Below are 20,257 nucleotides of genomic sequence, written 5' to 3'. Positions count from 1 at the left end.
CGAGGGCGATCTCCCATCAAACAACTGCGGCCACTTTTGTCGCATATCGTTTTTCGAACAGATACAAGCAGCTTTCCTCAACCGACTGTGACTTGAGTGGCTTAGCGATAGTAGACTAGGTTTCGACGCCTCATTTTCGAGAACCCGAAACTCTATGAGCACCATTCCGAATTCGATCTTTACGCCTGCAACTGCGGCCCGCTTCGATAAGCTGGCCACCATCTATCCCGTGAAGCGTTCGGCCCTCGTTCCGATGCTGCTCTATGCGCAGGACGACCTCGGCTATGTCAGCGACGCGGCCATCTCCGAGATCGCCAAACGTCTCGACCTGCTCGAACTCGACGTCCGCAACGTGCTCAGCTACTACTCCATGCTCCGCACCGCCCCTGTCGGCAAGTACAACGTGCAGGTCTGCACCAATATCAGCTGCATGCTGCGCGGCGGCTTCGAGCTGCTGGACCACTGCAAGAAGACCCTGCACATCGGCCACAAGGAAACCACCGCCGACGGCATGTTCTCGCTCGAAGAAGTCGAATGTATCGGCGCTTGTTGCTGGGCTCCGGCCGTGCAGGTGAACTATGACTTCCACGAAGACCTGACCCCCGCAAAGATGGACGCCGTCCTGGCTGACTATCGCGAAGGCCGCGGAAAGGACGTGAAATAGATGCCAACCCTCGTCTCGCATCCTGATGAAGTCAAAGTCGTCTCTCGCCGCTTTGGCATGGGCGCAACCGACATCGACAAATACATCGAACTCGACGGATACAAGGCCGTCCAGAAGGCCATCGAAAATGGTCCTGAGTGGATCGTCAATGAGATGAAGGCCTCCGGCCTGCGCGGTCGCGGCGGAGCAGGCTTCCCCACCGGCATGAAGTGGAGCTTCGTTCCCAAGGTCTCCGAGAAGCCCAAATACGTCCTCGTCAACGGCGACGAATCCGAGCCCGGCACCTGTAAAGACCACGTCCTCTTCCTGCACGATCCCCACTCCGTCATCGAAGGCACCATGATCGCGGGCCTCGCCATCGGCTCCAAGGTCGGCTTCATCTATCTCCGCGGCGAGTATCGCTATCTCCTCAAGATCGTCGAAAAGGCCGTCGCGGACGCTTATGCCAAGGGTTACCTCGGCAAGAACATCTTCGGCAAAGAAGGCGTCGACTTCGACATCATCACGCAGACCGGCGCCGGTGCGTATGAGGTCGGCGAAGAGTCAGCCCTCATGGAGTCCCTCGAAGGCAAACGCGGCGTGCCGCGCATCAAGCCTCCCTTCCCAGCGGTCGTCGGCCTCTACGGCGGCCCCACGGTAATCAACAACGCAGAGACCATCGCCAACGCTCCGCACATCCTCCTCATGGGTGGCGAGGCCTACGCCAAGCTCGGCAGCGAACGCAACGGCGGCACGCGCCTCTTCGGCATCAGCGGCCACGTCGAACGCCCCGGCGTCTACGAACTCCCCATGGGCTACTCCATGCGCGACGCCATCTACAAGGTCGCAGGCGGCATCAAGGACGGCAAGAAGCTCAAAGCCGTCGTGCCCGGCGGCAGCTCCTGCCCCGTCCTCAAAGCCGATGAGATCGATGTCGGCCTCGACTTCGACCAGATGGCGAAAGCTGGCACCATGCTCGGCTCCGGAGGCATCGTGGTGCTCGACGAGTCTGTCTCCATCGTCGAGTTCGCCCTCCGCACCATCCGCTTCTACCAGCACGAGAGCTGCGGCTGGTGCATCCCCTGCCGCGAAGGAACCGACTGGATCAAGAAGACCCTCACCCGCTTCCACGCAGGCGGCGGCAACAAGAAGGACATCGACAACATCCAGTACCTCGCCGAAAACATGATGGGCCGCACCTTTTGCCCACTCGGGGACGCCGCTGCGATGCCCACGCTCGGCTTCGTCAAGAAGTTCCGCTCGGAGTTCGAAGAGTACCTCGAAGGCAAGCGCGTCGAGCACCCGCTGATCCAGATCACGCCCATCGGCGAGCCCGCGCTCGCAGGAGCCCACTAGACCTTATGCCAGACGTAAATTTCATCGTAGACGGCAAGAAGCTTACCGCCCCGGCGGGCACGCTCCTCATCGACGCCTGCAAGTCCGCAGGCATCGAGATCCCGGCCTTCTGTTACTACCCCGGCCTCTCGCTCCAGGCAGCCTGCCGCATGTGCGTCGTCCGTATTGAGAAAGCCCCCAAGCTGGGGACCGCCTGCACCACCACCGTCGCCGAGGGCATGAACGTCACCACCGAATCCCCCGAGATCGCACAGGCCCGCAAGGCCACCCTGCAACTCCTGCTCGGCAATCATCCGCTGGACTGCCCCGTCTGCGACGCCGGCGGCGAGTGCGAGCTGCAGGACATGACCTTCAAGTACGGTGCAGCCGACAGCTTCTACGCCGAACCCAAGAACCATCGCGAAGAGCAGAAGTGGTCGCCGGTCGTCTACTTCGATCGCCCCCGCTGCATCCTCTGCTATCGCTGCGTCCGCATGTGCGGCGAGGGTATGGACATCTTCGCGCTCGGCGTCCAGAACCGCGGCAGCAGCTCCATCATCGCTCCGAACGTCGCTCCGTCCGAGTCGCCCGATCACATGGCCGCGCTCGACTGCGAGCAGTGCGGCATGTGCATCGACGCCTGCCCCGTAGGCGCGCTCACCTCCGGCACCTACCGCTACAAGACCCGCCCCTGGGAGATGAACCACGTCGCCACCGTCTGCACCCACTGCGGCGACGGCTGCAAGACCACCCTCGGCGTCCGCTCCGTCAACGAAGGCTCCGAGATCGTCCGCGGCGACAACCGCGACAAGAGCGGCATGAACGGCGACTTCCTCTGCAACAAGGGTCGCTACGCCTTCGACTTCGCCAACAACATCGAACGCCTCAGCTCGCCGCTCGTCCGCCAGTCCGATGGCAAGCTCAAGCCCGTCAGCTGGGAAGAAGCTCTCACCTTCGCAGGCAAGAAACTTCGCGAGCTGCGCGATGCCAAGGGTGCCAACAGCATCGGCGTCATCGGCTCCAACCGCACCACCAACGAAGAGAGCTACCTGCTGCAGAAGTTCGCGCGCACGGTCATCGGCACCAATAACATCGATCACCACCGCACCGCCGACTTCGTCACTCTCGCGACCGCCCTGCAAGGCACCACCACTGCAGACGGCAAACCCCGCTTCGCCTCGCAGCGTTGCGTCGAGAAGTCGCCCGCCATCCTGCTCATTGGTGGCGACCCGACCAACGAAGCTCCGCTGACCGCCTGGAACATCCGCACCAACGTTCGCCTCAACAAGGCGCGCCTCTACGTTGCGAACCACCAGGACATCAAGCTCAAGCGTCAGGCCAAAGCCTTCGCTCCTGTAGCCGAGTTCGGCTATGCCGCCTTCATCGACTCCCTCGCCTCTGCCAACGACTTCAGCACCGCCGTTAAGGCCGAAGAGAAGCTCGTCGTCGTCGTCGGCAACGAACTCCGCGGCGGCGAACTCGCCAAGCTGATCGCCGCCCTGCCCCACGCCAAGTTCGCTCTGCTGGCCGACTATGCCAATTCGCGCGGCGCGTCGGACATGGGCGTTCTTCCCGACGTCCTCCCCGGCTATCAGTCGCTCAAGGGCTCCACCCTCGCCAGCGAATACGGCGCAGCCGGCCAATCCCAGGTCGCTGACGCCCCCGGCCTCGACCTGCTCGGCATGTTCGACGCAGCCAGCGCCGGCCATCTCTCCGCGCTCTACGTCGTCGGTTCGAACCCCATCAAGCGCTTCGGCATCGACGCCTCCGCACTCAAGAACACCTTCGTCATCGTGCAGGACATGTTCCTCACCGAGACGGCCGTGCTCGCCGACGTCGTCTTCCCCGCCGCTAACCTCTACGAGAAGGCCGGTTCTGTCACCAACAGCTACGGCGATCTGCAGCTCGTCGCCAAGGCGGCCGACAAGGCTGGCGTCCGCTCGGACTTCGAGCTGATCGTTCGCCTCGCCGACAAGTTCGGCCACGACGTCAAGACCCTCGTTCCCTTCGGCAAGGGCCTCCGCGCGGCCGGTATGTCTGGAGACATGGGTCAGACCCGCGGCGCTCAGTCCGGCGAAGCCGACCGCCACAGCGTCTGGCTCACCGCCAACAACCTCGAGCCCAAGCTCTCGCCCTTCGATCCCTTCGCCATCCTCGACGAGATCCAGCGCGTGGTTCCCGGCTACGACAAGCTTCTCCGCCTGCAGCTGCTCAGCGGCAACGACCAGCACATCGCGCCCGCAGCCTCCGGCCTCGTGCAGATCCAGACCGGCCGCAAGGACCTCGTCCTTCCCGCAGCGGACACCCTCTTTACCTCGGGATCGCTCACGCGCTTCTCGCCCATGCTGCAGGATGTGCAGCGCCATCAAGCTTCCGAACACACTGACCACCTGGCCTCTGCCGACTGAGAGCACTAAAGCCCGATGATTCATCTGTCCGCATTTCAAATCTTCCTGCTGCTCACGGTCCTCAAGATCGCGGTGGTGCTGGTCATCACGCTTACCGCAGTGGCCTACACCGTGCTGCTGGAACGCAAGGTGCTCGGCCGCATGCAGAACCGCTGGGGACCCAGCCGCGTAGGCCCGTTCGGCCTGCTACAGCCCCTCGCTGACGGCATCAAGCTCTTCCTCAAGGAAGACCTCATGCCGCTCGCCGTCGAGCGCCCGCTCTTCGTCGCAGCCCCCGTCATCGCCCTCGCCTGCGCCCTCATCTCCATCTCCATGGTGCCCTTCGGTGCGGAGACCACCTACCAGGGCGTCGATCTGTTCCAGATTGCCAACATCAACGTAGGCCTGCTCATCATCCTCGGCGTCACCAGTATCGGCGTCTACGGCATCGCGCTCTCCGGCTGGAGCTCCAACAACAAGTACTCGCTCTTCGGCTCACTGCGGTCCACCGCGCAGGTCATCAGCTACGAGCTCGCCCTCGGCCTCTCGCTCGTCGGCGTCATTCTCCGCGCCGGTTCCCTTTCGCTTCGCGATATCGTGAACTCGCAGTCGGCCCACGGTGCCCGCTCCTGGAACATCTTCGGCGGCCTCCAGATCGTTGGCTTCTTCATCTACCTGATGGCCGCCTATGCCGAAACCAACCGCTCGCCCTTCGATCTCCCTGAAGCCGAGTCCGAGCTCGTCGCGGGCTACCACACCGAATACTCCTCGATGAAGTTCGCCATGTTCTTCATGGCCGAATACGCCAACATGATCACCGTAGCCTGCGTCGCGACCCTGCTCTTCTTCGGCGGCGCGTCCTCACCCTTCGGTCACCTCACCGACCACCTCTTCGCCACCGGCTTCATCCACGCCGTACTGCCGATCTTCTGGTTTGTCTTCAAGGTCTTCTCGTTCATTCTTCTCTACATCTGGGTGCGCGCTACGCTGCCGCGCTTCCGCTATGACCAGCTCATGGGCTTCGGTTGGAAGTTCCTTCTGCCGCTCGCCATGGTTAACATTCTCGCAACCGCTCTCGTGCTCGCGTTCCGCAGCTAATACATCTCACGACGCAGTTACAATCGAAGTAAACCGACACGCTGAAACACGAAAGATTGAAGCAACAATGCAAATTGCCCTCTTCACCATCTTCGGACTGCTGGCCGTCATCGCAGCACTCAACATGCTGCTGCAGCGCCATCCGATCAACTCGGCGCTCTCGTTGGTCGTCGTGATGATGTCGCTGGCCGTGCTCTACTGGTCGCTTGGCGCGGAGTTCCTCGCCGCCGCCCAGATCATCGTCTACGCCGGCGCCGTCATGGTGCTCTTCGTCTTCGTCGTCATGCTGCTCAACGCAGGCGAAGAACAACGCACCAAGGGCTCGAAGATCGCCTCCATCGCTGGCTTCCCCGGCGCGGCCGCCATCTTCTGCCTGCTGACCTTCATCTTCCTCAAGAACCGCGCAGCCCTCGGCAACACGCAGCTCTCCGGCCTCTACAACGGAGCCGAAAGCAACCTTACCCGCATCGCACACGCGCTCTTCACGAACCTGCTGCTGCCCTTCGAGGTCACCTCCGTTCTCGTCCTCGTGGCCATCCTCGGCGCAGTCGTGCTGGCAAGGAAGGAGCTCTAATCATGGTGCCCACCTCCTACTACCTCATCCTCGGCGCAGTCCTCTTCTGCATCGGCATCGCGTCCTTCCTCATCCGGCGCAACATCATCACCATCTTCATGTCGATCGAGCTCATGCTAAACGCCGTCAACCTCACCTTCGTCGCCTTCGCGCACATGTGGGGCCAGGTCGCGGGCCAAATCTTCGTCTTCTTCGTGATGGTCGTCGCCGCAGCCGAGGCCGCCGTCGGCCTCGCCATCATCATCGCGCTCTTCCGCGTTCGGCAGACGCTCAACGTCGACCAGGTCAACCTGCTCAAGAACTAGCTTTGTAACTGTTTCGGTTTGTCATTCCCGTAGGGAATCTGCTTCTCGCTTTTGTTCTTGCTTTCGTTTTTGTACTTGCTTTTGTTTGTCATTCCCGAAGGGAATCTGCTTTTCGCTTCTCGCGCCACCGAATCAATCATGGACAACACGAACCTGCTCTGGCTCATCCCGACCCTTCCCTTCGCCGGCTTCCTGATCAACGGAACGCTGGGCCGCAAGCTGCCGCGCGCCGCTGTCTCGGCCATTGCGCTGCTCTTCACGGTCCTGCCCGCGCTCATCGTGGCAAAGCTCTGGCTCATCCTCAAGGCCGACGGCGCCCCGCTCGCCCTGCAAGCCGTCAGCCGCCCCTGGATCGCCGTCTCCGGCTTCCATGTCGACTTCGCCTTCACCGTCGACCACCTCACCCTGATCATGCTCAGCATCATCACCGGCGTAGGCTTCCTCATCCATATCTACTCGGTCGGCTACATGGCCTACGAGGAAGGTTTCTGGCGCTTCTTCGCCTACCTCAACCTCTTCATGTTCTTCATGCTCGTCCTGGTACTCTCGTCGAGCTTCCTCCTGCTCTTCGTCGGCTGGGAAGGCGTCGGTCTCGCCTCCTACCTGCTCATCGGCTTCTACTTCACCAAGGACTCCGCCGCCAACGCAGGCAAAAAAGCCTTCATCGTCAACCGCATCGGCGACTTCGGCTTCCTGCTCGCGATGTTCCTCCTCATCGCTCACTTCGGCTCGCTCGACTTCAACACCGTCTTCTCGCACGCCGCGACGACAGCAGCTCCCTTCACCGCCATTTGCCTCCTGCTCGCTCTCGGAGCCACCGGCAAGTCCGCCCAGATCCCGCTTTACGTTTGGCTCCCCGACGCGATGGAAGGCCCCACGCCCGTCTCCGCGCTCATTCACGCCGCGACCATGGTCACCGCCGGCATCTACATGGTCGCCCGCTGCCATGTGCTCTTCAACCTCTCGCCGACCGCCCTGGCCGTCGTCGCCTGCATTGGCGCCGCCACCGCACTTCTCGCCGCCACCATCGGCATGGTGCAGAACGACATCAAGCGCGTCCTCGCCTACTCCACCGTCTCGCAGCTCGGTTACATGTTCATGGCCTGCGGCGTCGGAGCGTACTCCGCCGGCATCTTCCACGTCATGACGCACGCCTTCTTTAAGGCCCTGCTCTTCCTCGCCGCAGGCTCCGTCATCCACGCCCTCGGCGGCGAGCAGGACATGCGCAAGATGGGCGCCCTCCGCAAGCGCATCCCCATCACCTTCTGGACCATGTCCGCTGGTGTCTTCGCCATCGCCGGCTTCCCGTTCCTCTCTGGCTTCTTCTCCAAGGACGAGATCCTCTTCCAGGCCTTCACCGCCGGCACCGCTGTCGGCAAGTTCGCCTGGGCGATCGGCGTCTTCACCGCCTTCCTCACCAGCTTCTACATGTTCCGCCTCTGGTTCAAAACCTTCTTTGGCGCCTCCCACGTGGTCGAGCACAACACCCACGATCATCACGCGGCTCACGATAGTCACGGTTCGCATGGTGTGCACGAGTCGCCTCTGGTCATGACGGCTCCCCTCATGATTCTCGCAGTCCTCGCCATCATCGGCGGCATCGTTGGCGTCCCAACAGCCTTCGGTGGACACAACGAGTTCGAGCACTTCCTCGATCCCGTCCTCTCCAGCGGTCACGAGGTCGTCGCCGCCTCCAGCGGAACAGCCATCGCGCTTTCGACCGTGGCAACTCTCGCCTTCGCGCTCGGTCTCGGCCTGGCCTATCAGCTCTACATCCGCAAGCCCGGCACCTCCCGCGAGATCGCCAAAAAGTTGCAGCCGATCTACTCCCTCCTCGACCACAAATATTGGGTCGACGAGGTCTACAACTTCGCCATCGTCGGCTCCCTGTTGAACGTCTCGCGCATCGCCCTTAGCGGCATCGTCGACACCGGCATTGTGCAGGGCTCCATCGGCCTGCTCTCCAGCGGCACCGGCGCCCTCGCTTCCGTCACCCGTCGCATGCAGTCGGGCAACATTCGTTCCTACGCCGGCTGGCTCGCCCTTGGAGCCGCCGCCGTCATCGCCATCACTATCTTTATTCACTAACCGTTTTGTTTGTCATCCTGACCTTGAGCGTAGCCGAAAGGGATGGACCTGCTTCACTCGCTTTTTGCTTGTCATTCCCGAAGGGAATCTGCTTCACCGAACGACCGCGACCTTTATGAATCCAGACCACTCCATTCTGACGCTCCTCCTGCTAACGCCGCTGGTCGGCGCGGTGGTGCTCGCCCTGATCCCGGAGCGCGAAGCCGACATCCCCGGGCAGTCCGGCAGCAAGATCCACGCCATCGGCGCGCTCGTCGTCACGCTGCTCACCTTCCTCTTCACGCTGCATCTCCCCGCGCACTTCAACTACGCCGCAGCCCCCGGCAGCTTCCAGTTCGAAGAGAACTACAGCTGGATCACCTCGCCTGCCATCCGTTACCACCTCGGCGTCGACGGCCTCTCCATGTGGCTCATCGTCCTCGCGGGCTTCCTCGCCCCCATCGGCGTCCTCGCCTCCTGGAACACCATCAAGCAGCGCAGCAAGCTCTTCTACATCCTCTTCCTGCTGCAGCAGGTCGCCATGCTCGGCATATTCGTCGCGCTCGACCTCTTTCTCTACTACGGCTTCTGGGAGTTCTCGCTCGTCCCCCTCACCCTCCTGATCGCCACCTTCGGCCGCACCGAAAACCGCCGCCGCGCCGCCATCAAGTTCTTCCTCTACGCCTTTATCCCCTCGGCCATCCTGCTCATCGCGATCATCTGGCTCTACGTGCAGACCAACACCTTCCAGCTGAATGAACTCCACGGCATGGCTCTCGCCAAAGCCATCTCGCCAAACTCAAAGGCCATGCTGCTCTGCTCCATCGCCTTCCTCGTGGCCTTCGGCGTCAAGGTACCCATCTTCCCACTCCACGGCTGGCTGCAGGACGCCGTCTCAGAAGCTCCCACCGCCGCCGTCATGGTGCTCGCCGGCAAGCTCGGCCTCTACTCCATCCTGCGCTTCAGCTTCGGCATCTTCCCCGACCAGTCCCACTACGTCGCCCCGCTGCTCATCGCACTCGGTGCCGTCGGCATCGCCTACGGCTCGCTCATCGCGCTCATCAAGACCGACCTCAAGAAGCTCGCCGCCTTCTCCACCCTGGCGCACGCCTCTTTCGTGGTCCTCGGCATCTTCACCTTCACCGTCGCCGGTCTCGATGGCGGCGTCTTCCAGATCCTCAACGAAAGCCTCGTTGGCGCCGCCTTCTTCATCCTTCTTGGCCTGCTCTACGAGCGCTACGGCACCTACGAACTCCGCGACTACGGCGGCCTCGCCGCGCGCCATCCCTGGATGGTCACCATGTTCGTCATCATGACGCTCGCAGCTGTCGGCCTGCCCATGCTGAACGGCTTCGTCGGCGAGTTCCTTATCCTCTCTGGCTCCATGCAGTCGCTCATCGCGCACCACATCCTCTGGACCGTCGTCGGCACCACCGGCGTCATCTTCGGAGCCGGCTACATGCTCTGGATGATCCAGCGCATCTTTTATGGTTCTTTGGGCCACAGACCCAAAGAGGTTACGGGCTGGGACCTCACCGCTCGGGAACACCTCGAACTCTGGCCCTTCGCCGCTCTCTTCCTCGTCATGGGCGTCGCCTCCCCGCTCTGGATGAAGGCCATCGACACCTTCGGCGCGCCCACGGTCGACATCAACACCGATATCACCATGAACATGTCGCCGCGACCGGCGACTCAACCAACCTTCGTCGACCCCACCCTCGCCTCCGCCGCTCTTGGCAAACCGGCCCCAACCACTGACAAGGGGGCGCGCTACTAATGTCCACCAACCTCCTCGCCCTGCTTCCTGAACTCGTTCTCACCATCACCGGCGTCCTCGTGATGGTCCTGGAACCCGTCATCCCCGCTGGCAAGTCGCGCAAGCCGCTCGGCTGGCTCGCGATCCTCGGCTCCCTGCTCTCCGGCTTAGCCGCTTTCTATCAGCTGCAGATCGTCAACGCTCAGGGCACCCTCACCGCCTTCTATTCCACGATCCAGATCGATCCCTTCTCGATCTTCTTCCACCTCCTCATCGCCGCCGTCGTGCTTGTAACGCTGCTCGGTTCGCTCGACTACTTCGAGTCCCCCATCACCCACGCAGGCGAGTACTTCGCCCTCGTCCTCTTCGGCGCCGTCGGCATGATGTTCATGACCAGCTCCGTCGAGCTCCTGATGGTCTTCATCGGTCTCGAAATCTCCTCGATCTCCACCTACATCCTCGCTGGCTTCCGCAAGGGCCGTGCCACCGCCTCCGAGTCCTCCATCAAGTACTTCCTGCTCGGCAGCTTCGCCACCGCCTTCTTCCTCTATGGCGTAGCCCTCATCTACGGAGCCACCGGCTCCACCAGCATCGGCCCCATCGCCGCTGGCCTCGCCATCACCAGGACCCCCACCATGGCCATCCTCGCCGTCGCCATGGTCCTCATCGGCCTCGGCTTCAAGGTCTCCGCGGCTCCCTTCCATGTCTGGACGCCCGACGTCTACCAGGGTGCTCCCGCCCCGGTCGTTGGCCTTATGTCTACCGCACCCAAGGCCGCTGCCTTCGCCGTGTTGCTCCGCTTCCTCTTCAATGGAACACCCATGCTCCACGGCCACTGGATTCTCCTCATCGAGATCCTCGCCGTCGCCTCCATGTGCCTCGGCAACCTCGGCGCGCTCAAACAGCACGACGTCAAGCGCCTGCTGGCCTACTCCTCCATCGCCCACGCCGGCTACCTGCTCGTCGCCTTCACCGGCACCCACCAGAACGCCGTCGCCGGTGCCTGCTTCTACACCGCTACCTACGCTGCGATGAACGTCGGAGCCTTCCTCGTTCTCTCGCAGCTCTCCGGCTTCTCTGAGCGCATCCGTTCCATCGAAGACTTCACCGGCCTCGCCCTCAAGCGGCCCGGTATGTCCGCTCTGCTCGGCTTCTTCCTGCTCTCGCTCATCGGAATCCCCTTCACCGGCGGCTTCTTCGGCAAGTTCTACGTCTTCTCGGGAGCGCTCCAGAACGGCCACGTCTGGCTCGGCATCGTCGGCCTCGCCAACTCCGGCGTAGCCTGCTTCTACTACCTCCGCCTGCTGGCCGCCATCTACTCGCGTCCCACCAGCGACAGCGTTGCCTACATCCCCGTCCGCAAGGTGACGGCTCCGGCAGCGGTCGCTCTCGCAGCCACCGCCCTAGCCACCCTCGGCCTAGGCATCCTGCCCAACAAGCTGGTCCACCTGGTAGAACGAGCGACCCCCACCACCACGGCAGCGGTCGCAGTTCAACCCACCCAGCAATAAGCCCCGCTACCCCAGGCGAAAGAAAGGCCCTCGCAATCGCGAGGGCCTTTCTACTTCTGCTCTTGCTTTGACCCTTGCATTCGCCTCTTTTGTTTGTCATTCCGCAGCGAAGCGGAGGAATCTGCATTTGCCTCTGCTTTTAGCTTGCCATTCCCGCCGCGAATCCTCTTCCGCCTTTCGCGAAACACCATTCCCCACTCAGTCGCCTCGCAAACGCCACAAAGCCAAACCACCCGCCGCTCCTTTTGCTGTCAAGCCCTTGCGGCCTCCACAATTCCGCTAACTCCATGCAAACAATAGACATCCCCACCGAAAAACAATTGCATGTTTACCCTTCCCTACTTGCTATCCTTAAATAAGAGAAGAAGTCGCAGCGAAGGCATCGCTCCTTCTCACTCTTTCGAGCACCCCAGACTTCCGCACCAAAGAACACACCTAAACCCCCCGCAATCAATACTTTGACACAATAAGTAGGGGGGAGGAGGGGGATACCCACAAACACAACGGCCCCCGCCGAAGCGGAGGCCGTCGCCGTCTACAGACGTCGTTTACTTCACGTACAGGAAGATGATGACGAACGTGAATAGAGCGAGCGATTCGATGAACGCCAGGCCGAGAATCAGGAAGGTGAAGATGCCAGGACGAGCGCCCGGGTTACGAGCCAGAGCCTCGGTTGCCGAAGCAGTTGCCTTGCCCTGAGCCAGACCGCAGAGACCAGCAGCGAGCGCCATGCCGATGCCTGCGCCGATCGGAGTCCACGGGCTGACAGCATCCGCACCCTGTGCGAACGCGGGGGTTGCGAGGAACAGAGCGGCCAGAGCCGAGAAGAGGTATTGAAGCTTACGCATTGTTGTTACTCCATGCTCCCGTAAATGTCGCTGCCAGTGGGTGGTTGAGGTTCACCGTGCTGACCCCCTCACGCTGTACAACGTTGTAACTCTCCTCGAACAGGGAGCGCCCAATTCGAAGAATCTTGCTGGCCGGGGGGAATTTCCCCGACCAAAAGCTCTCTAATGGTCGTGCGAAACCGCAAGCGACAGATAAATCATCGCCAGCAGCACGAACACATAGGCCTGAACAATGGCCACACCAAGATGCAAACCAAGGAACAGCAGCGGAATTCCCAGCGGCACCAGCGAGAAGAAAGCCAGCGTCAGCAGGTCACCTGCGAACATGTTCGCGTACAAACGAACCGTCAGCGACAAAATACGCGCCAGGTGCGAGATGATCTCGATCGGCAGCATCAGCGGATAGAGCCACCAGACCGGTCCCAGGAACTGCTTCACGTAGCCGAAGCCGTTCGCCTTGATACCGTAGATGTGGTAATACACAAACGTCACGAGCGCGAGCCCGAGAGGCACCCTCGGGTTCGCTGTTGGCGACTCAAGCCAAGGCGAAGCTAGACCCAATAGGTTGCACATCACAATGAAGAGACCCAGCGCAGTCAGATAGCCAGTGAACTTCTCGTGACCATGCCCGATGATCGACTCACCCTGGTCATTGATGAACCCGTGCGTCATCTCCGCGAGATGCTGCACCGGTCCCGGCGTCTCCACGCTCAGCGTCGCGCGGATCGAGATGAAGTACACAACCAGTACCAGGAAAACCAGCACTTCCATCGCGAACGTGTTCGTGATGGGCGCATCGAGATGCTTCGGCGTCTGGTGAGCCATCGCCAGCAGAGCATCCACCGGGCGCGCAAAAAGGTCGTTCAGAATCTTCGTAAAAAACAATTGATGTGGCATAAGTCTCTTAGATCTTTAGCTCTGTGGCCGCAGAAACCGTCTACAGCGTCCATTCCCTGGCCATCTTCAAGGCCTCGAACGTCAGCGCAGCGATCCCCAATCCGAGACCTACGGCGAGCGCGATCACGGAACCATGCAGATACTTAACGCTAACATAAAGCACCGCAATCGCTAAGCCCAGCCTGAGGAAGAACCCACTCAGGATCAGCCCCATCGGCCTCGCCTTCCCACCCGCATCCATCCGCGCCATCACCGCAGACATCAGCTTCATCCACTCCCACAGCCCAGACCCCGAGATCACCGCACCGACCAGCAGCAGCAGCGCGCTCGCCCAGCCCAGCTTCCAGCCAATCGCCACCATCCCGACCGCCGTCATCGCCGCCAGCAGCTTCAGCGTGCGCACCAGCGTCGAGCGAACATCGTCCTCGGTAAAACCTTCCAGCCCTGCCATCAGTCTCCCCGCTTCATGTAGCCTGAGGCCGTCTTGTAGATCTGCACGAAACCCGCGACAGCTCCCAAAATGATTCCAGCCACCGCGATCCAGCTCGTATGAAAGTGCTTATCCAGCCACATCCCGGCCAGCGCGCCGATCAGACATCCCGCAGGCAGCGCCAGCGCCAGCTGAATCATCGACTCAGCCTTCACCAGGTCCTTCAACGAACCGTTGTCCTTTTTGCCGTCATCAGCCATCGCTCTAAACCGTAACACCTCAGTCGTTCAAACCGGTAGCCACCAGCTTCAAACTTTGTCATCCTGACCCTGAGCGAAGCCGAAGGGGAAGGATCTGCTTTTTGCTTGCCACGTCACCAACGCCGATATACTGGACATCACGAATCTGCACGAAACGAGCCTCAAACTTTGTCCTTGCCTGAAAACCAATCCGCTACGCCTCTCCCCGACCAGTTCGAAGCCCAGTTCGAGTCCGCCTTCGAACAGCGGTTCTACAACGAGCGCCTGGAAAAGCTCGAAAAGATCGCCGCCCTCGGCGCCGCCAACGGCCTCAAGCCGCTCGAAGCCACCTATCCGAACAGCTTCCGCTTCGTGCCAGAAGGCATCGACGTCCCCCAGATCCGCTCGCTCTACGCGAACGCCACGGCCGAAGAGCTCGAAGCCCAGAAGGCTGAGATCGCCGTCGCGGGCCGGATCGTCGCCATCCGCCTGCAGGGCAAGGCCGGCTTCGCCACGCTGCTCCAGAACGGCGAGCGCCTCCAGCTCTACGTCCGCAAGGACGACGTTGGCGAACCCACCTTTGAGCTGTACAAGCTGCTTGACCTCGGCGATCACATCGGCGTCAGCGGCTCGCTCATGCGCACCCGCACCGGCGAGCTTACCCTCAAGGTCGGTCCGGCCACGCCGGAGAAGCCCACCCTCACCTTCCTCTCGAAGGCCATGCTCCCGCTGCCCGACAAGTTCAGCGGCCTCGGCGACATCGAACTCCGCTACCGCCGCCGCTACCTCGACCTCTTCACCGACACCGGCGAAACCGCCGAAGCCAGCTCTGAACCTGCCACAAACCCCGTCATTCTGAGCGAAGCGCAAAGCGCGCAGCCGAAGAACCCCGAAGCCTCTGGCCCCGCCACAACCGCCGAAACCATCTCCACCACATCACCCGAACCTGCGACAATCACCCGCCGCCCCGCCCGCGAGGTCTTCGTCAAGCGCGCCGCCATCCTCCGCGCCCTGCGCCACTTCTTCGATAGCCGCGGCTACCTCGAAGTCGAAACTCCCATGCTGCACACCGTCGCCGGTGGCGCCGCCGCGCGCCCCTTCGGCACGCACCACAACGCGCTCGACATCCCGCTGAACCTCCGCATCGCCCCGGAGCTCTACCTCAAGCGCCTCGTCGTCGGCGGCTTCGACCGCGTCTACGAGATCAACCGCAACTTCCGCAACGAGGGCGTCAGCACGCAGCACAACCCCGAGTTCACCATGCTCGAGTTCTACCAGGCCTACGCCAACTACCACGACCTGATGGACCTCACCGAAGAGCTCATCAAGTTCGTAGCCACGGAAGTGAACGACACCACGATTACTTTCTTTACTCACCCCAATAAGCGCTTCTCTCAACAAATCCTCGAAAGTCTAGCTCCAGTTCGTATCGATCTTTCGAAATGGCAACGCTTATCCATGCGACAAGCGATCATTCAGTTTTGGCACGGAGAGTTTTGCCAAGCTCCTGAAATGGAGGACTTTGGAAGCGCCCAAAACTTATTTGATTTTTTGGTTCGTGCTGAGAAAGAAGCTCGAGAAGCACGTCATCCAGACGCTCCGGATTTGTTCCATGAAGTGTCTGAAGCTTCTTTGACAGAATCTAAGCGGCAGTGGTTTCAAAGCGTCATAGCTCATGGGCTTCACGCATGGGAAGATGACAAGCAGTATGGGAAAATCATCGCGACGCTCTTTGAAGATATTGCCGAAGAGCACCTCATCCAGCCCACGATCATCTACGACTTCCCACTAGCCGTCTCACCTCTCAGCAAGGTCAAGCCCGACGAGCCTGAGTGGGTCGAGCGCTTCGAGTTCTACATCGGCGGCTTCGAGATCGGCAACGCCTTCTCCGAGCTCAACGACGCAGCCGACCAGCTCCGCCGCTTCGAATCGCAGCTCGAGGACCGCAAGAACGGCGACGACGAGGCCATGGCCGAAATCGACCACGACTACGTCCGCGCCCTCGGTTACGGCCTGCCTCCCACCGGCGGCGAAGGCATCGGCATCGACCGCCTCACCATGCTCCTCACCGGCTCCCGCTCCATCCGCGACGTCATCCTCTTCCCCCTGATGCGCCCCCAAACCAAGGCCACCGCACAGGAAGAGCACACCCACGGCGAGTCCGCGGAGTAGCAGCCACAACAGTACCCCCATGAATTGTCATCTCGACCGAAGTCCGCGCTTTCTGCGGACGTAGCGGAGAGACCCCTGTATTTGTGGTAGCGATGTGCGAAGCACGAGCGTACCTTTCCGTCACGCTGCCAAAAATACAGGGGTCTCTCCGCTACGCACGGCGATAAAGCTGCCATGCTTCGGTCGAGATGACAACTTCTAGCAGTTGTATCCGCTCCAGATGCGAATTTCAGACATCGTCATCCTGAGCGCAGCGAAGGACCTGTTTTCTGCTCCGAGTCTCGAAGGATGGCCCGCGAGTAAAGCTCTAGAATGTTTCGATAGCGCCCCGGGTCCGTTGGCTAAACAAGCGAAAACAGGTCTTTCGCTGCGCTCAGGATGACAATATTAAAGGGCGTTGCATTAGACTTTCGGTGCCTCGACACTCAACTCCCCACCACCTCACCCACGACCTTTACCCCTTCCATCACCCGCTCAAACTCCACCTCACCCCCCAGAGCCACGCGCATCCCGCGAGCCACCACACCCGGCGCAGCAAACCCGTGCCCTCCACTCACCAGCACACCGCGTTCCGCGCACAGCCGCTGAGCCTCTACCGCCTCCATCCCGTCGGGCAACAACACCCAGAGATGCCATCCAGTCTTCGCCCCCGGAGCGACCCGCACAGCCGCAGCCGCCAGCACCTCGCGCGCCGCAGCATTCCGCCGAGCACCCTCCACCAGCTTCCGCTCGATCAACTCCTGCATCGAGCCATCCGCAATCAGAGACACCGCCGCCGCATTATGAATCAGCGAGGTCCCTGAAGCCGTATTCATCATCGCCAGATCAATCGCGCCCTTATATCGCTCCGGTGCCACAAGAAACCCCGTCCGCGTCGCTGGACAATAGATCTTGCTTAGCCCGCGCACATAGAACGTCCGCTCCGGCGCGAGCACGCGATACCCCACAGGCGCATCCGGCTGCATGTAGCCATACGCATCGTCCTCGAGGATCACCAGGTCGAACTCCCGCGCCACGGCGACAATCGCCTCGCGCCGTGCCAGCCCAGCCGTGAACCCGACAGGGTTCTGCACGGTCGGCATCACAAACACCGCCGCCACCTCCTGCGCCTCGCACACGCTGCGCAGCGACTCCGGCGTCATTCCCTCATCATCGAACTCCACCGCCGCCACCGGGCATCCGAGAAACTTCGCCTGGTGCAGAATCCCGCCATACGTGATCCCCTCGGCAGCAATCGTCTTGCCAGCCAGCCCGGCGGCCATCAGCGACACCAGCACGCCATGATGTCCGCTACAGACGATCCAAGTCGTCTCCGACGGCGATCCGATCCACTTTGCCGCCACCGCACGCAGCGCCATCTGGTCGTTGCGATACGTCGGGCGCAGCTGATTCGCATCGTTCACATGCAAGTCATCCACGGCCGCGCGCAAACGCTGCTGCCACTGCTCACCCTGCCCCGGAAGCAGAGGAAAGTTGTACTGCATCTCGATCATGCGTTGAGTGTAATGCCGCGGAACAAGAGACGCAGATTCCCTTGCGGGAATGACAAACAAAAAAACGGTAAACTCATACAGTGAACATTCTTTTCGTCGGCGATGTCTTTGGCTCGCCTGGCCGGCACATCGTCCGCGAACATCTTCCCCACGTCCTCGAATCCAACGACGTCGATCTCCTCGTCATCAACGGTGAAAACGCCGCGGGCGGCTTCGGCATCACGCCCTCCATCGCAGAAGACCTCTTCGATCTAGGCGCGCACGTCATCACCACCGGCAATCACATCTGGGACAAGAAAGAGATCTTCGAATACATGACCGTATTCGAGAACTCGCACGAGCGAGGTCGCCGCGTGCTCCGCCCCGCCAACTATGCCATCGGAACGCCGGGCTTCGGCGTCTACGAAGGAGAGCTGCCGAACGGCACGAAGTATGCGGTGATGAACATGCAGGGCCGCGTCTTCATGTCCTCCTGCGACGACCCGTTTCGCAAGGCCGACGAGCTGCTCGCAGGCATCGAGCGCAACTCCGGCGCGAAGATCATCCTGCTCGACTTCCACGGCGAAGCCAGCAGCGAAAAGGTCGCGCTCGGCTGGTATCTCGATGGCCGCGTCACAGCCGTCCTTGGCACGCACACCCACATTCCCACCGCTGACGAGCGCATCCTGCCCAACGGCACCGCCTACCAGACCGATGTCGGCATGTCCGGCCCCTACGACTCCGTCATCGGCGTCGAAACCGAGCTCGTCCTCAAGCGCTTCCTCTCAGGTATGCCCGGCAAGTTCGAAGCCGCCAAGGGCAATCCGAAAATGTGCGCGACGTTGATCGGTTGCGATGGCGGCACAGGCCGCGCCTACAGCATCCAGCGCATCATGCTCGGCGAATAAACCTACGGCAGCAAGGCTGTCTCCGCGTACACTTGGCTCCATCCAGCGGAGACAGCCATGCCCCTGCCCATCAAAATCCCCGGCGTCTACATCAACGAGCTCACAGGCCTCACACATACCATCACCGGCGTGGCCACCAGCATCACCGCCTTCATCGGACGAGCAGCCTTCGGGCCGGTAAATACAGCAACTCCCATCGCCAGCTTCTCCGATTTCACCCGCCTCTTCGGTGGCCTCAAACCAGGTCTTCCCCTCGGCTATGCGGTCAACGACTTCTACGTGAACGGCGGTGGTCAAGCCATCGTTATACGGCTGGCTCCAGGAGCCATCGCATCTGTCGCGACCACCCAGCCCTTCGGCGTTACCTTCTCCGCAATCACTCCAGGCACGTGGGGAAACACTCTCAGTACCCCCACGCCCGACCCGTCACCGGGACACCCCGCAACAGCGCCCACCGGACTCAGTCTGCGCATCGACCCCGGCACCACGCCCACGACCTTCCACGTAACCATCTCGCTCAATGGCTCCACGGAAAGCTACCAGGACGTTCTTCTCGCGGGTGCCGCGTCGTCCACGCGCATCGACATACTGCTGGCCCGCCAGTCGCAACTTGTTCACGCTAGCCTTCCGCCGGTCGCATCGCCCACCCCCTCTACCGGCTGGCTCACCTTCGCAGGAGGCCTCGACGGGACGCCTCTCACCTCGAAGGACATCATTGGCGACGCATCCGCGCACACGGGCATCTACCAACTCAACCAAGTCGGCCTCTTCAACACCCTCTGCATCCCGCCCGACACCTTCGACACCGATATCGACCCAACCGTCTGGGCCGCCGCAGCCGACCTCTGCCAGCAAAACCGCGCCATGCTCATCGTCGATCCCCCCATCGCCTGGAGCGCCGCGCTGGAGGCTGACACGCTCAACGCGATCTCCCTCAATCACTTTGGCATTGCAGCAGCAAGCGCACAAAACGCGGCCGTCTATCTTCCCCGCATCGTCTCGCCGGATCCGCTCGCGGCCAACGCCACACTCACCCGCGCCCCCAGCGGAGCCATCGCCGGAGTCTGGGCGCAGACCGACACCCAACGCGGCGTCTGGAAGTCGCCAGCCGGTGTAACGGCTCCTCTGCTCGGTGTGACCGGCCTGGAGTCCGTGCTCACCGATGCTCAGAACGGCGTACTCAATCCCCTAGGCATCAACTGCCTTCGCACCTTTTCCGCCTATGGCACCGTAGTCTGGGGAGCGCGCACTATGGCAGGCGCCGATACCCTTGGCGACACCTACCAATACATCCCCGTCCGCCGTCTTGCACTCTTCCTCGAGACCAGCCTCTTCGAAGGCCTCAAGTGGGCCGTCTTCGAACCCAACGGAGAACCTCTCTGGGCAGAACTCCGCCTGTCCATCGGCAGCTTTCTTCAAACTCTCTTTACCCAGGGCGCGTTTCAAGGCAGCACTCCAACGCAGGCATACTTCGTCAAATGCGACGCAGAGACAACGACACAAACCGACATCGACAACGGCGTAGTCAAATTCACCGTAGGCTTCGCTCCGCTGAGGCCCGCAGAGTTTGTCATTCTTCAGATCCAACAAGCTGTCTCACCGCCAGCCTAAGCTT

At 61.5% G+C, this 20,257-nt stretch carries 17 protein-coding genes; 12 read left to right on the top strand and 5 right to left on the bottom strand.

Going from position 1 to position 20,257, the window contains the following annotated elements; all coding sequences use genetic code 11:
* Positions 1 to 154 precede the first annotated feature (154 nt).
* The 9 genes from OHL14_RS14590 to OHL14_RS14550 all read left to right on the top strand — a co-directional run bounded on the left by OHL14_RS14590 (position 155) and on the right by OHL14_RS14550 (position 11,676).
* A complete protein-coding gene (locus OHL14_RS14590) occupies positions 155 to 664 on the top strand; it encodes an NADH-quinone oxidoreductase subunit NuoE family protein (protein ID WP_263380085.1) in 510 nt (169 codons plus the stop codon).
* Positions 665 to 1,999 carry an NADH-quinone oxidoreductase subunit NuoF gene (nuoF, locus tag OHL14_RS14585; RefSeq protein ID WP_263380084.1) on the top strand — a complete coding sequence of 445 codons (1,335 nt, stop codon included), beginning with the start codon at positions 665 to 667 and terminating at the stop codon, positions 1,997 to 1,999.
* 5 nt (positions 2,000 to 2,004) lie between these two features.
* Positions 2,005 to 4,386 carry a molybdopterin-dependent oxidoreductase gene (locus OHL14_RS14580; RefSeq protein WP_263380083.1) on the top strand — a complete coding sequence of 794 codons (2,382 nt, stop codon included), beginning with the start codon at positions 2,005 to 2,007 and terminating at the stop codon, positions 4,384 to 4,386.
* Positions 4,387 to 4,401: 15 nt separating this feature from the next.
* The gene (gene nuoH / locus OHL14_RS14575) at positions 4,402 to 5,463 is read left to right on the top strand and encodes an NADH-quinone oxidoreductase subunit NuoH (protein WP_263380082.1); all 1,062 of its coding nucleotides are present in this window, start codon (positions 4,402 to 4,404) and stop codon (positions 5,461 to 5,463) included.
* Positions 5,464 to 5,530: 67 nt separating this feature from the next.
* On the top strand, positions 5,531 to 6,037 hold the full coding sequence (locus OHL14_RS14570; protein WP_263380081.1) for an NADH-quinone oxidoreductase subunit J: 507 nt from the start codon (positions 5,531 to 5,533) through the stop codon (positions 6,035 to 6,037).
* Positions 6,038 to 6,039: 2 nt separating this feature from the next.
* A complete protein-coding gene (gene nuoK, locus OHL14_RS14565; protein WP_317890424.1) occupies positions 6,040 to 6,342 on the top strand; it encodes an NADH-quinone oxidoreductase subunit NuoK in 303 nt (100 codons plus the stop codon).
* 138 nt (positions 6,343 to 6,480) lie between these two features.
* Positions 6,481 to 8,430 (top strand): NADH-quinone oxidoreductase subunit L, encoded by a 1,950-nt coding sequence (nuoL, locus tag OHL14_RS14560; RefSeq protein ID WP_263380080.1) that lies wholly within the window; start codon positions 6,481 to 6,483, stop codon positions 8,428 to 8,430.
* Positions 8,431 to 8,494: 64 nt separating this feature from the next.
* Positions 8,495 to 10,186, top strand: coding sequence for a complex I subunit 4 family protein (locus tag OHL14_RS14555; RefSeq protein ID WP_263380079.1), 1,692 nt, complete (start codon positions 8,495 to 8,497; stop codon positions 10,184 to 10,186).
* Positions 10,186 to 11,676, top strand: a complete 1,491-nt coding sequence (locus OHL14_RS14550; RefSeq protein WP_263380078.1) for an NADH-quinone oxidoreductase subunit N — start codon at positions 10,186 to 10,188, stop codon at positions 11,674 to 11,676. Before OHL14_RS14555 ends, OHL14_RS14550 begins: the two co-directional genes overlap by 1 nt.
* A gap of 548 nt (positions 11,677 to 12,224) precedes the next feature.
* Here OHL14_RS14550 and OHL14_RS14545 read toward each other — a convergent pair.
* The 4 genes from OHL14_RS14545 to OHL14_RS14530 all read right to left on the bottom strand — a co-directional run bounded on the left by OHL14_RS14545 (position 12,225) and on the right by OHL14_RS14530 (position 14,111).
* A complete protein-coding gene (locus OHL14_RS14545; RefSeq protein ID WP_263380077.1) occupies positions 12,225 to 12,524 on the bottom strand; it encodes an ATP synthase F0 subunit C in 300 nt (99 codons plus the stop codon).
* 162 nt (positions 12,525 to 12,686) lie between these two features.
* Positions 12,687 to 13,421, bottom strand: coding sequence for a F0F1 ATP synthase subunit A (gene atpB / locus OHL14_RS14540; protein WP_263380076.1), 735 nt, complete (start codon positions 13,419 to 13,421; stop codon positions 12,687 to 12,689).
* A 40-nt stretch (positions 13,422 to 13,461) separates the two neighbouring features.
* Positions 13,462 to 13,872, bottom strand: a complete 411-nt coding sequence (locus OHL14_RS14535; RefSeq protein WP_263380075.1) for a hypothetical protein — start codon at positions 13,870 to 13,872, stop codon at positions 13,462 to 13,464.
* On the bottom strand, positions 13,872 to 14,111 hold the full coding sequence (locus OHL14_RS14530) for an AtpZ/AtpI family protein (RefSeq protein WP_263380074.1): 240 nt from the start codon (positions 14,109 to 14,111) through the stop codon (positions 13,872 to 13,874). Before OHL14_RS14530 ends, OHL14_RS14535 begins: the two co-directional genes overlap by 1 nt.
* A gap of 174 nt (positions 14,112 to 14,285) precedes the next feature.
* Between OHL14_RS14530 and OHL14_RS14525 the strand changes: the two genes are divergently transcribed.
* Positions 14,286 to 16,262: a lysine--tRNA ligase gene (locus OHL14_RS14525; protein WP_263380073.1), complete on the top strand. Its 1,977-nt coding sequence runs from the start codon at positions 14,286 to 14,288 to the stop codon at positions 16,260 to 16,262.
* 425 nt (positions 16,263 to 16,687) lie between these two features.
* On the opposite strand, the gene OHL14_RS14520 is transcribed toward OHL14_RS14525, so the two are convergent.
* Entirely contained in the window at positions 16,688 to 17,755 is a 1,068-nt protein-coding gene (locus OHL14_RS14520) for an aminotransferase class I/II-fold pyridoxal phosphate-dependent enzyme (protein WP_263380072.1), read from the bottom strand.
* An 80-nt stretch (positions 17,756 to 17,835) separates the two neighbouring features.
* Between OHL14_RS14520 and OHL14_RS14515 the strand changes: the two genes are divergently transcribed.
* Both OHL14_RS14515 and OHL14_RS14510 read left to right on the top strand, forming a co-directional pair.
* On the top strand, positions 17,836 to 18,642 hold the full coding sequence (locus OHL14_RS14515; RefSeq protein WP_263380071.1) for a TIGR00282 family metallophosphoesterase: 807 nt from the start codon (positions 17,836 to 17,838) through the stop codon (positions 18,640 to 18,642).
* A 57-nt stretch (positions 18,643 to 18,699) separates the two neighbouring features.
* The gene (locus tag OHL14_RS14510; RefSeq protein WP_263380070.1) at positions 18,700 to 20,253 is read left to right on the top strand and encodes a phage tail sheath family protein; all 1,554 of its coding nucleotides are present in this window, start codon (positions 18,700 to 18,702) and stop codon (positions 20,251 to 20,253) included.
* Positions 20,254 to 20,257 lie beyond the last annotated feature (4 nt).

The organism is Granulicella paludicola (genome assembly GCF_025685545.1).
GTDB classification, from domain to species: domain Bacteria; phylum Acidobacteriota; class Terriglobia; order Terriglobales; family Acidobacteriaceae; genus Granulicella; species Granulicella paludicola.
The sequence above is the reverse complement of the archived record's forward strand: the minus strand, read 5'-3'. Positions and strand labels throughout refer to the sequence as shown.

Bases quoted from the DNA above. Each gene is read 5' to 3' on its own strand.
- OHL14_RS14510 (WP_263380070.1), top strand. From the start codon at position 18,700: ATGCCCCTGCCCATCAAAATCCCCGGCGTCTACATCAACGAGCTCACA.
- nuoH (WP_263380082.1), top strand. From the start codon at position 4,402: ATGATTCATCTGTCCGCATTTCAAATCTTCCTGCTGCTCACGGTCCTC.
- OHL14_RS14520 (WP_263380072.1), bottom strand. From the start codon at position 17,755: ATGATCGAGATGCAGTACAACTTTCCTCTGCTTCCGGGGCAGGGTGAG.
- OHL14_RS14530 (WP_263380074.1), bottom strand. From the start codon at position 14,111: ATGGCTGATGACGGCAAAAAGGACAACGGTTCGTTGAAGGACCTGGTG.
- atpB (WP_263380076.1), bottom strand. From the start codon at position 13,421: ATGCCACATCAATTGTTTTTTACGAAGATTCTGAACGACCTTTTTGCG.
- OHL14_RS14535 (WP_263380075.1), bottom strand. From the start codon at position 13,872: ATGGCAGGGCTGGAAGGTTTTACCGAGGACGATGTTCGCTCGACGCTG.
- nuoF (WP_263380084.1), top strand. From the start codon at position 665: ATGCCAACCCTCGTCTCGCATCCTGATGAAGTCAAAGTCGTCTCTCGC.
- OHL14_RS14590 (WP_263380085.1), top strand. From the start codon at position 155: ATGAGCACCATTCCGAATTCGATCTTTACGCCTGCAACTGCGGCCCGC.
- OHL14_RS14570 (WP_263380081.1), top strand. From the start codon at position 5,531: ATGCAAATTGCCCTCTTCACCATCTTCGGACTGCTGGCCGTCATCGCA.
- OHL14_RS14545 (WP_263380077.1), bottom strand. From the start codon at position 12,524: ATGCGTAAGCTTCAATACCTCTTCTCGGCTCTGGCCGCTCTGTTCCTC.
- nuoL (WP_263380080.1), top strand. From the start codon at position 6,481: ATGGACAACACGAACCTGCTCTGGCTCATCCCGACCCTTCCCTTCGCC.
- OHL14_RS14550 (WP_263380078.1), top strand. From the start codon at position 10,186: ATGTCCACCAACCTCCTCGCCCTGCTTCCTGAACTCGTTCTCACCATC.
- nuoK (WP_317890424.1), top strand. From the start codon at position 6,040: ATGGTGCCCACCTCCTACTACCTCATCCTCGGCGCAGTCCTCTTCTGC.
- OHL14_RS14580 (WP_263380083.1), top strand. From the start codon at position 2,005: ATGCCAGACGTAAATTTCATCGTAGACGGCAAGAAGCTTACCGCCCCG.